Origin of the sequence: Demequina mangrovi, from assembly GCF_000759715.1 — a bacterium.
GTDB lineage: Bacteria > Actinomycetota > Actinomycetes > Actinomycetales > Demequinaceae > Demequina > Demequina mangrovi.
In genome coordinates this window covers 41198-53729 of the sequence record NZ_BBLU01000016.1, presented here as the reverse complement: position 1 = coordinate 53729, position 12532 = coordinate 41198, and the positions used below count along the sequence as shown (strand labels likewise).

At 72.5% G+C, this 12532-nt stretch carries 13 protein-coding genes and 1 riboswitch; of the genes, 9 read left to right on the top strand and 4 right to left on the bottom strand.

Annotated features, from left to right (window positions below; all coding sequences use genetic code 11):
• From TR42_RS12175 to TR42_RS12165, 3 genes are read left to right on the top strand one after another with little or no spacing between them, the layout of a single operon-like run.
• Window positions 1-894 carry an ROK family protein gene (locus TR42_RS12175; protein ID WP_042216257.1) on the top strand — a complete coding sequence of 298 codons (894 nt, stop codon included), beginning with the start codon at window positions 1-3 and terminating at the stop codon, window positions 892-894.
• Window positions 887-1669, top strand: coding sequence for a glucosamine-6-phosphate deaminase (locus TR42_RS12170; protein ID WP_042216255.1), 783 nt, complete (start codon window positions 887-889; stop codon window positions 1667-1669). The genes TR42_RS12175 and TR42_RS12170 overlap by 8 nt, the downstream gene beginning before the upstream one ends.
• A 2-nt stretch (window positions 1670-1671) precedes the next feature.
• Complete coding sequence (locus TR42_RS12165) at window positions 1672-2550, top strand: N-acetylglucosamine-6-phosphate deacetylase (protein WP_236623440.1); 879 nt, start codon at window positions 1672-1674, stop codon at window positions 2548-2550.
• Window positions 2551-2594: 44 nt separating this feature from the next.
• On the opposite strand, the gene TR42_RS12160 is transcribed toward TR42_RS12165, so the two are convergent.
• Window positions 2595-3227 (bottom strand): hypothetical protein, encoded by a 633-nt coding sequence (locus TR42_RS12160; protein ID WP_143058907.1) that lies wholly within the window; start codon window positions 3225-3227, stop codon window positions 2595-2597.
• Between the two features lie 199 nt (window positions 3228-3426).
• Window positions 3427-4278, bottom strand: a complete 852-nt coding sequence (purU, locus tag TR42_RS12155; protein WP_042216249.1) for a formyltetrahydrofolate deformylase — start codon at window positions 4276-4278, stop codon at window positions 3427-3429.
• Between the two features lie 87 nt (window positions 4279-4365).
• Between purU and TR42_RS12150 the strand changes: the two genes are divergently transcribed.
• The 5 genes from TR42_RS12150 (at window position 4366) to TR42_RS12130 (ending at window position 9285) form a co-directional block, all read left to right on the top strand.
• Window positions 4366-4905: a GNAT family N-acetyltransferase gene (locus TR42_RS12150; protein WP_042216246.1), complete on the top strand. Its 540-nt coding sequence runs from the start codon at window positions 4366-4368 to the stop codon at window positions 4903-4905.
• 34 nt (window positions 4906-4939) lie between these two features.
• Window positions 4940-5800: a hypothetical protein gene (locus TR42_RS12145; protein ID WP_052406068.1), complete on the top strand. Its 861-nt coding sequence runs from the start codon at window positions 4940-4942 to the stop codon at window positions 5798-5800.
• Window positions 5801-5832: 32 nt separating this feature from the next.
• Window positions 5833-5921, top strand: a riboswitch (ZMP/ZTP riboswitch).
• A 52-nt stretch (window positions 5922-5973) separates the two neighbouring features.
• Window positions 5974-7266, top strand: coding sequence for a serine hydroxymethyltransferase (gene glyA / locus TR42_RS12140; RefSeq protein ID WP_042216245.1), 1293 nt, complete (start codon window positions 5974-5976; stop codon window positions 7264-7266).
• Window positions 7263-8162, top strand: coding sequence for a bifunctional methylenetetrahydrofolate dehydrogenase/methenyltetrahydrofolate cyclohydrolase (locus TR42_RS12135; protein WP_042216243.1), 900 nt, complete (start codon window positions 7263-7265; stop codon window positions 8160-8162). The genes glyA and TR42_RS12135 overlap by 4 nt, the downstream gene beginning before the upstream one ends.
• Before the next feature lie 322 nt (window positions 8163-8484).
• The gene (locus TR42_RS12130; RefSeq protein ID WP_042216241.1) at window positions 8485-9285 is read left to right on the top strand and encodes an exodeoxyribonuclease III; all 801 of its coding nucleotides are present in this window, start codon (window positions 8485-8487) and stop codon (window positions 9283-9285) included.
• Here TR42_RS12130 and TR42_RS12125 read toward each other — a convergent pair whose 3' ends face one another.
• Window positions 9286-10509 carry a galactokinase gene (locus tag TR42_RS12125; RefSeq protein WP_161786646.1) on the bottom strand — a complete coding sequence of 408 codons (1224 nt, stop codon included), beginning with the start codon at window positions 10507-10509 and terminating at the stop codon, window positions 9286-9288.
• 224 nt (window positions 10510-10733) lie between these two features.
• Between TR42_RS12125 and TR42_RS15065 the strand changes: the two genes are divergently transcribed.
• Window positions 10734-11204: a hypothetical protein gene (locus tag TR42_RS15065; RefSeq protein WP_042216238.1), complete on the top strand. Its 471-nt coding sequence runs from the start codon at window positions 10734-10736 to the stop codon at window positions 11202-11204.
• 162 nt (window positions 11205-11366) lie between these two features.
• Here TR42_RS15065 and TR42_RS12115 read toward each other — a convergent pair whose 3' ends face one another.
• Window positions 11367-12491, bottom strand: coding sequence for an Mrp/NBP35 family ATP-binding protein (locus TR42_RS12115; RefSeq protein WP_042216237.1), 1125 nt, complete (start codon window positions 12489-12491; stop codon window positions 11367-11369).
• Between the last annotated feature and the right edge of the window lie 41 nt (window positions 12492-12532).

The following is a 12532-nucleotide window of genomic DNA, read 5'->3' as shown; positions in this document are numbered from 1 at the left end:
ATGCATCTGGGAATCGACATCGGAGGCACCAAGACCGATGCCGTGGTCGTGGACACGACCGGCCGCATCCGGGCGCGGCACCGCCGACCCTCGGGCCGCGGCGGCGACGCCGTGGTCGGGGCCGCCCTCGAGAGCGCGCGCACCGCGTGCGCCGACGCGGGGGTGCGGCCCGACGAGGTCACGGTGGGCATCGGCACGCCGGGCGCGGTGGTCGACGGCATCGTCACCCACGCGGTCAACCTGGGAGTCGACAGCCTCGACCTCGCGTCGGAGTTCGGCGCCGGGTGGGGCGGACGCCCGCTGGTCGACAACGACGTCAACGTCGCCGCGCTCGGCGCGTGGACGCTCACGGGCGGCCCGGGCCGCTCGATGGCGTACCTCAACCTCGGCACGGGCCTCGCGGCGGGGCTGGTCCTCGACGGCAAGGTGTGGCGGGGCGCGCGCGGCGCGGCGGGGGAGATCGGGCACATCTCGGTGGACCCGGCCGGCCCGGTGGGCTCCGACGGGCTGCCCGGCGGCCTCGAGACCTACGCCTCCGGCTCGGGCCTCGCGCTGCAGTGGGGCGTCGACGGCGCCACGGCCGCCGACGTGGTCGAGGCGGCCGCCGCCGGCGACGCCAGGGCCCGCGAGATCTGCGGGCGCGCGTACTACGGGCTCGCCTCGTGCGTGCGGGTGCTCGTGCTCACGCTCGACGTGGACGAGGTGGTGGTCGGCGGCGGCATGACCGCGTGGGGCGAGGACCTCATCCACGGCGCCACGAGCATCCTCGACGCGTGGGCGGGTGCGAGCCCGTTCCTCGCCTCGCTTCAGCTCGCCGAACGCATGCGTCCGCTCGGCCTCGACCTGCCGGTCGCCGCCGTGGGCGCCGCGATGCTGGGAGGCGGCCGTGGCTGAGGTGATCGTGGTGCGGGACCCCGCCGAGGCGGGCGCGTTCGTCGCGGCGCACATCGCGGAGCAGGTCCGGTCCCGTCCCGAGTTCACGCTCGGCGTCGCGACGGGATCCACGCCGCTGCCGGTCTACGAGGCGCTGCGCGCCGAGGCGGACCGCGGCACCGACTTCACGCGGATGTCCGCCTTCGCGCTCGACGAGTACGTGGGGCTGCCCGCGGGGCACCCCGAGAGCTACCGGGCGGTGGTCGACCGCGAGGTCACCGAGCCGCTGGGCTTGGACCCCGCGCGCGTGCACGTCCCCGACGGCTCGGCGGAAGGGATCCGCACCGCCGGCGAGCGCTACGAGGCCGCCCTGCAGGAGCATGGAGGCGTGGACCTCCAGCTGCTGGGCATCGGACGCACGGGACACCTGGGCTTCAACGAGCCCGGGTCCTCGTTCGGCTCGCTCACGCGCGTCAAGACGCTCACCGAGCGCACGCGGATCGACAACGCGCGCTTCTTCGCCTCGCTCGACGACGTCCCGGTGCACTGCGTCACGCAGGGGCTCGGCACCATCCTCCGTGCGCGCCACCTGGTGCTGCTCGCGTTCGGCGAGTCGAAGGCGGAGGCGCTCGCGGCCGCGGTCGAGGGACCGGTGTCCGCGTCGATGCCCGGCTCCGCGATCCAGCTCCACCCGCGCGTCACCGTCGTGGTGGACGAGGGCGCCGCCTCGCAGCTGCGCTTCGCCGACTACTACCGGTGGGCGCAGGATCACAAGCCCGAGTGGCAGGGGATCTGAGCGTGGCGCCCTGGACCGACATCCACTGCCACGGCGGCGGCGGGCATGCCTTCGGCGGCACCGTCGAGGGCACGCTCGCGGCGGTCGCGGCGCACCGCGCGCACGGCACGGCGCGGGTGGTGGCGTCCCTGGTGTCGGCTCCGCTCGCGGAGACCGCGCGCGCGGCCGCCGTGATCCGCGAGGCGATGGAGGCCGATGCCGGTCTGCTCGGCATCCACCTCGAGGGGCCCTTCCTCGCGCCGTCGCGCAAGGGGGCGCACGATCCGGCGGCCCTCGCACATCCCTCGCGCGAGGCGGTCCTCGACCTCCTCGAGGCCTGCGACGGGACGCTGCGCCAGATCACCATGGCGCCCGAGCTGCCGGGCGCTGTCGAGGCGGTCTCCCTCCTGATCGACATGGGGGTCGTGGTGGCCGTCGGGCACACCGAGTGCACGGCCGCCGAGGCGCGCGCCGCCTTCGACGCGGGCGCCACGCTCATCACGCACGGCTTCAACGCGATGCCCGCGATCACGGGCCGCGAGCCCGGGCCGCTCGGCGCCGCGCTCGACGACCCGCGGGTCGCGATCGAGGTGATCGCCGACGGCATCCACGTCGCGCGCTCCAACCTCGCGACGCTGTTCCGCGCCGCGCCGGGGCGCATCGTGCTCGTGACGGACGCCATGGCGGCCGCCGCATCGTCCCCCGGCCGCTACGACCTGGGCGGGCTGGACGTCGACGTCACGGCCGATGGTCGCGCCGTGCTGGCCGGGACGGACACCCTCGCGGGCTCCACGCTCACCATGGACCGCGCGGTCGAGGTGTGCGTCGAGGCCGGCGTGCCGCGCGAGCAGGCGGAGGCGGCGGCGTCGACCACGCCGGAGCGGGTGCTCGCGCTCGGCTAGGTCCCGCGGCTCGGTACGGCGGACCGGCCCGAGCCGCGAGGGGTTCAGCGTCGCGAGTCGACGAAACTAGGGAAGGTTGTCGACGCGCAGGGGCCGGACTTCCATTCGGTGCTCAGCGGCATGAGCGTGGACAGGTCGTGATACTTCAGATCCTCAACGTACTGCGGGAATGTGCGGTACTTCGACCGCTCGAGCTTCCAGAGTTCGAGCGCGAACATCAGCCGCGGAATATCCGTGTACTTGAGGTCGTCGACATACAGCGGAAACTGGCGATTGCGGCTGTCTTCGGCCAACCAGGCCTCGCGAGCCAGTTGGAGTAGCACCATGTCCCGGTACTTGAGGTCCTCGACGTATTGCGGGAACGGCCGATACTTGGAACTCTCCAGGAGCCATGTCGCGACGGCGATCTCCATCCTGGGGAGCTCGTGGTACTTGAGATCGTCGAGGTACTGCGGGAACGTCCGGTAGCGGTTCTCCTCGAGGGGCCAAGTCGTGCGCGCGATCGTGACGACGGGTTCGGGCCGCTGGCGGACCTCGGCCATCCACTGGTCCAGGTCTCCGCCGTACCCGGAGTCGAGCGCGTGAAGACTATGTAGTTCGAATGCAGGCATGGTTCCCCCCAGCAGAATCGATTGGCGGCGCGGGCGCGGCGCTGATTCCGAGGCTAGCGGCGTCATCAGGCATGACGCCAGTATTGGCACCGTGCTTCGGAACTATTCAGTGCGCTGCTCGGCCAGGTCGAGCGAGCGCGGTTCCGTCACACTTTCGCGGCCGCGCCGCACAGTCCCCGGCGTATCGGCGGCGTGTCGCGTCGCCGGTTCCTCGACTCAGCGGCTCGTGACGAGCGCTGCGTGGTGGAGGCGCGGGGCCGGGGGCCTACTTGAAGACGATGGTCCGGTGGCCGTCGAGCAGCACCCGGTGCTCCGCGTGCCAGCGGACCGCGCGGGCGAGAGCGCGCCGCTCGACGTCCGCGCCGATCGCGGTGAGCGCCTCGGGCGTGAACGTGTGGTCGACGCGCTCGACGTCCTGCTCGATGATCGGGCCCTCGTCGAGGTCGCTCGTGACGTAGTGCGCGGTAGCGCCGATGAGCTTGACGCCGCGGTCGTGCGCCTGGAAGTAGGGGCGCGCGCCCTTGAAGCTCGGCAGGAACGAGTGGTGGATGTTGATGATCCGCCCGCGCAGGGCGTCCGAGAGCTCGGGGGACAGGATCTGCATGTAGCGCGCGAGCACCACCAGCTCCGCGTCGAGCTCCTCGACCAGGGCCAGCAGCGCGGCCTCCGCCTCGGCCTTGGTGTCCGCCGTCACCGGGATGTGGTGGAACGGCTTGCCGTAGAACTCCGCGAGCTCGCGCAGGGTCTCGTGGTTGCCCACGACGCCCACGATGTCGACGGGCAGGGTCTTCGCGCGCTCACGGAACAGGAGGTCGTTCACGCAGTGCGCGGTCTTGGACACCATGACGATCGTGCGCATCCGGCGCCCGGCGACGTCGAGGTTCCACGTCATCTCGAAGCGGCCGGCGATCCCCGCCACCGCCGCCTCGAGCTCCGCGAGCGGCGCCGCCGACGCGAACTCGACGCGCATGAAGAACAGGCCCGTGTCCGGGTCGCCGAACTGCTGCGACTCGGTGATGTTGCCGTCGTGCTCCGCGAGCACGCCCGTCACCGCGTGGACGATGCCGGGGCGGTCGGGGCAGGAGAGGCTGAGGACCCAGGACGATGCGGCGGTCATGACGCACAAGATTAGCGGGAATGACGTTGATCACCCCCGACGGCGTGACAGTGCGTGGCGGGGGCCTCGTCATGCCAGGATGGAGCCATGAGCGAGGGCGATCAGATCCGTATCGATGTCGTGGGCACCCCGGATGCCGGCGAGCTCCTCACGTTGAGGCGCGCCGCGTTCGTCTCGGAGGCGCAGATCTTCAACGACCCCAACATCCCGGCGCTCACGCAGACGCTCGAGGAGCTGGTGGTCGACCTCCAGGACGACGACGTCGTCACGCTGGGCGCGTGGATGGGCCACCGCCTCATCGGCTCGATCCGGGTGGGCATCGAGGACGGCAAGGCGACCATCGGCCGCCTCGCGGTCGCGCCCGACCAGCAGGGCCAGGGCATCGGCACGCAGCTGCTCTTCGGTGTGCTCGGCTACCTACCCGAGGACACCAAGGAGGTCTGGGTCTTCACCGGCCAGAACTCCAAGCACAACATCGCGATGTACAACAAGGCCGGCTACGAGCACCAGTTCGACCAGGTCGCGGGCGACCTCACGTACGCGTACCTGCGCAAGGTGCTCGAGGCCGGCGCCATCATCGACGACGAGGACGACGTCGAGGACGGCGCGGCGCGCAGCGACGGCTGACGCAAGGGCCGCCTGAGCCGACGGGGGAGGGGCGATGGCCTGGTACGACACCTACATCGTCGAGCCGGGACGCGGCCCGACCCTGTGGCTGCTCATCGGCTTCCTGGTGACCTTCGCCATCACGCGCGGCGTCACGCGACGGATCCGGGCGCGCGAGCAGGCGGTCGCCCGCGGCGAGGTCGAGGCCTCGTCGGAGGGCGGCCTGCTGTCGAACATCCACCTCGGCGGCGTGCACGTGCATCACCAGGTGTGGGGCATCCTGCTCGTGCTGCTGACGGGCGTGCTCGAGTTCCGCTTCTCCCCGGCGTCGCCGTGGGCCGAGGTGCTGGCCGCGTTCTTCGGCGCCGGCGCGGCGCTCGCGCTCGACGAGTTCGCCCTGTGGCTCCATCTCGAGGACGTCTACTGGTCCGCGGAGGGCCGCAAGTCGATCGACGCGATCCTCATCGCCTCGGTGCTCGCGCTCGGGCTGCTGCTCGGCTCCTCGCCGGTCGGGGTGGACCCGTCCGAGCAGAGCTCGGCGTGGGCCTTCGCGCTCGCGCTTGCGCTCCACTTCGCCGTGGTGGTCCTCGCGTTCCTCAAGGGCAAGCGGGTGCTCGGGCTCATCGGCATCGTCATCCCGATCGTCTCGCTCGTCTGCGCGATCCGGCTCGCCAAGCCCACGTCCTACTGGGCGCGACGGTTCTACAAGGACAAGAAGATGGCGCGCGCACGGCGCCGCTACTCCGAGGTCTACCAGCGGCGTTGGGACCGCATCCGCGATCGCATCGGCGGCGCGCACGGCAGCAGGCTGTCCGCCGCGATGGAGCGCAGGGTGAGCGACAGCATCGTCCGCGCGACCGAGGACGATGCTCCCGGCGACGCCGTCGTCCCCGACCGCGGCCCGGCTTCGCGCTGACACCTGGCGCATCGCGCGTCCGTTGCTAGACTCGGGCCTGCCGCAACTGGCGCAGTGGGCTCACCCACGGGGAGCGGCAAGGAGATCTCTCGACTGCTGGTCGCACGCCTGGGCCACTGGTCACCGGAAGCTACTTGCCGGCGACCTCGCCGGCGGACAGGACAAGGACAGTCATGACGACCGACTCCAGCGCCACCGCAGCGGTGATGAACGCCACCCTGCAGGACTTCGACCCCGAGATCGCGCAGGTGCTCGACCGCGAGCTCGACCGCCAGCGCAACTACCTCGAGATGATCGCGTCCGAGAACTTCGTGCCGCGCTCCGTGCTGCAGGCCCAGGGCTCGGTGCTCACCAACAAGTACGCCGAGGGCTACCCCGGCCGCCGCTACTACGGCGGCTGCGAGGAGGTCGACGTCGCGGAGACCATCGCGATCGAGCGCGCCAAGTCGCTGTTCGGCGCCGAGTACGCGAACGTCCAGCCGCACTCGGGCGCGACCGCCAACGCTGCGGTGCTGCACGCGCTCATCAACGCCGGCGACAAGATCATGGGCCTCTCGCTCGCGCACGGCGGCCACCTCACGCACGGCATGAAGCTCAACTTCTCCGGCAAGCTCTACGACGTCGCGGCCTACGGCCTCGACGAGCAGACGCACCGCATCGAGATGGAGCAGGTGCGCGAGCAGGCCCTGGCCGAGCGTCCCGACGTCATCATCGCGGGCTGGTCGGCGTACCCCCGTCACCTCGACTTCGAGGCGTTCCGCTCGATCGCCGACGAGGTCGGCGCCAAGCTGTGGACCGACATGGCGCACTTCGCCGGCCTCGTGGCCGCGGGCCTGCACCCGTCGCCCGTGCCGTACTCGGACGTGGTCTCGACCACAATCCACAAGACCATCGGCGGCCCCCGCTCCGGCATGATCGTGTCGCGCGACACCGCGCTCGCGAAGAAGCTCAACTCGGCCGTGTTCCCGGGCCAGCAGGGCGGCCCGCTCATGCACGTCATCGCCGCGAAGGCGGTCGCGCTCAAGGCCGCCGCGGGCGAGGAGTTCAAGGAGCGCCAGGAGCGCGTCCTCGAGGGCGCCCGTATCATCGCCGAGCGCCTCACGTCGCCCGACGCCATCGAGGCCGGTGTGAACGTCGTGACCGGGGGCACCGACGTGCACCTCGTGCTCGCGGACCTCCGCAACTCGCCGCTCGACGGCCAGCAGGCCGAGGACCTCCTCCACGAGGTCGGCATCACCGTCAACCGCAACGCCGTCCCGTTCGACCCCCGCCCGCCGATGGTCACCTCGGGCGTGCGCATCGGCACCGCGGCGCTCGCGTCGCGCGGCTTCGGCGCCGAGGAGTTCACCGAGGTCGCCGACGTCATCGCCACGGCATTCAAGGGCGGCGCCGACATCCCGGCCCTCCGCGCCCGCGTCGCGAAGCTGGCCGACGAGTTCCCGCTGTACGAGGGCCTCGCCCAGTGACGGCTCCCGCCGCCTCCGGGCCGCAGGTCCTCGACGGCAAGGCCACCGCGGCCGCCATCAAGGGCGAGCTGAAGGACCGGGTCGACGCGCTGCGCTCGCGCGGCGTGACGCCCGGCCTCGGCACGCTTCTGGTCGGCTCGGACCCGGGTTCCACCTGGTACGTCAACGGCAAGCACGCCGACTGCGCCGAGGTGGGCATCGCCTCCATCCGGGAGGACCTGCCCGAGACCGCGACGCAGGAGGAGATCGAGGCCGCCGTGGCGCGCCTCAACGCCGACCCTGCGTGCACCGGCTTCATCGTGCAGCTCCCGCTCCCTGAGGGCATCGACACCAACCGCGTGCTGGAGCTCATCGACCCCGACAAGGACGCCGACGGGCTGCACCCGACCAACCTGGGCCGCCTGGTGCTGCGCATCTCGGAGCCGGTGGAGTCGAGCCTGCCGTGCACGCCCAAGGGCATCATCGAGCTGCTCGCGCGGCACGGGGTGGACCTGCGGGGCAAGGAGGTCGTGGTCGTGGGCCGCGGCACCACCGTCGGGCGCTCGATCGGGCTGCTGCTCACGCGCAAGGACGTCAACGCGACCGTGACGCTGTGCCACACCGGCACCGCGGACCTCGCCGCCCACACGCGCAACGCCGATGTGGTGATCGCCGCCGCCGGCGTGCCGGGCATCGTCTCCGCCGACATGGTCAAGGACGGCGTGGTGCTGGTCGACGTGGGCGTCTCGCGCGTCACCGACCCGGAGACCGGCAAGTCGAAGGTGGCCGGCGACATCGCGGCCGATGCGCGGGCCAAGGCCTCCTGGTACTCGCCCAACCCGGGCGGCGTGGGTCCGATGACCCGCGCGATGCTGCTCGCGAACGTGGTCGAGAGCGCGGAGCGCGCGCTCGGCTGACGCTGCACCACAGTGCTGCATCGAGGGCCCGTCCGGATCGTTCCGGGCGGGCCCTCAGCGTCGGTGCCTCCTGCGGCGCACCTAGGTCCCGGCTCGCCCTGCCCACCCCGCCCACCCGCATGTCGGACCGCCGCTGCGCCGGTCCGACAGCCGTGCCGGTCGCGACCGTCGCGTCGGAACGGCCCGCGCTCGCTCCGACATGCGTGCCGGTGGCGACGGCGGATCGGGGCCGGCCGGGGGATGCGTCGGCGGCCGGGCGCACCGGCGGCGGGCTCTCGGCGGCGGGCTCTCGGCGTCGGCGGCCGCAGGTACGGTTGTCGCCATGAGAATCGCTTCCGTCAACGTCAACGGCGTGCGTGCCGCCGCCAAGAAGGGCATGCACGACTGGATCGCCGAGTCCGAGTGCGACGTCATCTGCCTCCAGGAGGTCCGCGCGCCCCTCGAGATCACCGCCGGCCTCATCGGCGACGAGTGGCACGTGGTCGAGCAGGCCTGCGAGATCAAGGGCCGCGCGGGCGTCGCGATCGCCTCGCGCGCCCCGCTGACCGATGTGCTCGCGGGTGTCGACGCGCTCGGCGGCACCATGGACGAGCCCGTCCACACCGGTCGCTGGATCGAGGCGACGGTCGAGTCGCCGTCCGGTCCCGTGCGCATCGTCTCCGTCTACATGCACTCCGGCACCGCGGGCACCCCCAAGATGGACGACAAGTACGCGATGCTCGACGCGATGACCGACCGTCTCGCGGTGCTGCGCGAGGAGTTCGACCGCGTGGTGGTGATGGGTGACATCAACATCGCCCACACCGAGAACGACATCAAGAACTGGAAGGGCAACCTCAAGTCCGCGGGCTTCCTGCCCGAGGAGCGCGCCTACCAGGACCGCTGGGTCGACGCCGGCTGGGTCGACGTCCACCGCTCGCTCGAGGGTGCCAAGCCCGGCCCGTACACGTGGTGGTCGATGCGCGGCCAGGCCTTCGACAACGACGCCGGCTGGCGCATCGACTATCAGTACGCGAGCCCGCAGCTCGCGGCGAAGGCCATCGCGGTGCGCGTCGACCGTCAGGCGTCGTGGGACGCTCGCTGGACCGACCACGCGCCGCTCGTGGTCGACTACGCGCTGTAGTCACACCTGGAGGAAGGCCGGGCGCGGGTACCCGCGCGCGGTGAAGTCCGCGTCGACGCGCTCGGCCACACGGTCGAGCGCGGTCGTCCGGACGAGGGCGACGGCGCACCCGCCGAAGCCCGCGCCCGCGAGGCGCGCCCCGAGGGCGCCCGCGGCGAAGGCCGAGTCGACCGCGAGATCGAGCTCCGGCGTGCTCACGCGGTAGTCCGAGCTCAGCGACCGGTGCGAGGCGAGCATGAGCGCGCCGATCTCGGTGAAGCGGTCGTGCGCGGGTCCCAGCCCCGACAGGGCCGCGACCGTGTCGCGCACCCGCATGCTCTCGCTGACGATGTGCCGGGCGCGGATGCGCGTGGGGGTGTCCTCGAGCGCGGCGACCCGGGCGAGGGCCTCATCGTGCTTGAGCTCGCGCAGGGAGGGCAGGCCCAGCTCCGCGGCCGCGCGGGCGGCGGCGCGGCTGCGGCGGGCGTACGCGTCGCGCCATCCCTCGCGCCGCGGCCCCGTGTCGATGAGGAGGAGCCGCAGCCCGTACTCGTGGAAGTAGAGCGGGTAGCGGGTAAGTTGCGGCGGCACCTCGGAGAAGTCGAGCAGGACCGCCTCGCCGTCCTCGCATCGCAGCGCGGTGTGGGGGTCGAGCCGCCCGCACGGGAATCCGACGTACGCGCTCTCGGCCTCGAAGCAGGCCTCGGCGAGCTCGACCGCGCCGTCCTCGGTGTCGAGCGCGAGCCCCCACGCCGCGTCGAGCACGCGCCCGACCGCGGCGGTGAGCGCGACCGAGGAGCCCAGACCCGTGCCGAGCGGCACGCACGAGTCGACCGCGATGTCGAGCCCCGTGACGGGGTAGCCGCGTTCGGCGAGCGCCCAGACGATGCCGGCGACGCGCGAGGGCCAGCCGTCGTCGCCCGGGGTCAGCGCGCTGAGCGCCCCCTCCCAGCGGGTGCTCGGCCCGTCGACCAGGTCGCCGCGGGTGGCGACCACGCGGATCGCCTCGTCGTCGCGACGGCGGGCGGCGACGAAGGTGCGATGCGGCGTCACCGTCGCGAGCGTGAGGCCGCCGCTGTAGTCGGTGTGGTCCCCGATCACGGTGAGACGCCCCGGTGCCGACGCCACGGCGTCGGGCTCGCCCTCGAAGGTCTCCGCGAAGAGCCCGCGCGCGCGATCCGCGCCCTCATCCAGGCTCCACGGCCGGAGCCAGAGCGGCGCGTCCTCGCGGGGGACGGCGGTCACACTCGCCATCATGCCAGGAGGCTCGTCCGGTCGCCCATGCGGCCGTGCCACAATGCGAGGGTCACGTCGAGGAGGTCCCGATGGCCAAGCAGAACGATGCGTCCGAGCCCGCTCCCGAGCCTGCGTCTGCGCCCGCTGCCGAGCCTGCGTCTGCGCCCGCTGCCGAGCCCGCTGCTGAGCCCCAGCGGGACATGAGTGCAGGATCCGAGCCGGATCCTGCCGCCATGTCCCACCAGGAGCCCGCCGCATCGTCCGTTCCGCCGTCCGCCCTTGAGCGCGTGCGCCGCAACCGGACCGGCCCGCTCGCAGCGTCCCTCGGCGTCGCGCTCGCGGTGGCGCTGCTCCTCGCGGTGCTGGTGCCGGGCAGCCCGAACCTCTACGCGAGCCTGGTGCTCGGCCTGCTGCTCACCGCGGCGGTCGGCTTCACCACGCGCTACCTGTCGCACGACCGCGGCCTCATGGCGCAGGGGATCGCCTTCCTCGCGACGCTGCTCGGCATCCACGTCATGGGCGTGACCGGCACCCTCAACGGCGTCGGGTCGAGCGGCATCGTCGCGCAGATCGCGGACATCGGCCCCAGCTTCGACGACGCGTTCCTCGCCGCGCTCGCGAGCCCGCCCGTCTCGACCGGGGGCCTGCTGTGCGGGCTGATCGCGGCGATCATCGTCGGCTGGGGCGCGCGCGACCGCGACTGACCCGGCGCGCAGGACTCGACGCGCCGGGACCGGTACTCACCGTCCCGCCGCGGTCGCCGACCGCGCCGGGACCAGTACTCAGTGTCCCGAAGCGCAGGTGAGCGTCCCGCGTGAGGCGGATCGCGCCCGAAAGGCCAGGTGAGCGTCCCGGCCGCGAGGGGGTCAGCGCTTGACGGGGGTGACGCCCAGCGAGCGGCCCGCGAGGCCGCGCTGGCGCGAGGTGAGGCCGCGCGCGACGGACCGCAGCGCCTCGGCCGCCGGCGAGCCCGGGTCCGAGACGACCACGGGCGTGCCGTTGTCGCCGGCCTCGCGCGCGGTGATGTCGAGCGGGATCTGGCCCAGCAGCGGCACGTCGGTGCCGAGCACGCTCGACAGCCGGGAGGCCACGGTGGCCCCGCCGCCCGAGCCGAACACCTCGAGCCGCGAGCCGTCGGCCTGCTCGAGCCACGCCATGTTCTCGACCACGCCGACCACGGACTGCGAGGTCTGCGTGGCGATCGCGCCGGCGCGCTCGGCGACGCCCGCGGCCGCGGCCTGCGGCGTGGTCACCACGAGGATCTCGGCGTGGGGGAGCAACTGCGCGACGGAGATCGCGATGTCGCCGGTCCCAGGCGGGAGGTCGAGCAGCAGCACGTCGAGGTCGCCCCAGAACACGTCGGCGAGGAACTGCTCGATCGCGCGGTGGAGCATCGGCCCGCGCCACACGACCGGCTGGCCCTCGGGCACGAACATGCCGATCGACACCGCCTTGACCTCGTGCGCGATGGGCGGCAGCAGCATGTCGTCGAGGCGGGTGGGCTGGCCCTGCACCCCGAGCATCCCGGGGATGGAGAAGCCGAAGATGTCCGCGTCCAGCACGCCGACCTTGAGACCGTCCTGCGCCATCGCGGCGGCGAGGTTCGCCGTCACCGTCGACTTGCCCACGCCGCCCTTGCCCGACGCGACCGCGTAGATACGCGTCATGTTGCCGGGCTGCGTGAACTGGATGACGGGCTCGGGCTTGCCGCCGCGGAGCTTGGAGCGCAGCTCGAGGCGCTGCTCCTCGGACATCACGCCCAGCTCGATGCGCACATCGTCGACCCCGTCGACCGTCAGCGCGGCCGCCTCGACGTCCGTGGTGATGCGCTCGCGCATCGGACAGCCCTGCGTGGTGAGATCGATGCCGACCACCGCGAGCGAGCCGTCGACATCGACCGAGCGGACCATGCCGATCTCGGTGATGGGGCGGCGGATCTCGGGGTCGATGACCTTCGCGAGGGCGTCGTGGATGAGCTCGACGGTAGGCATGCGGTCAATCGTAGGCGCTCGGCGAGGGCCGCCCGCGCGGG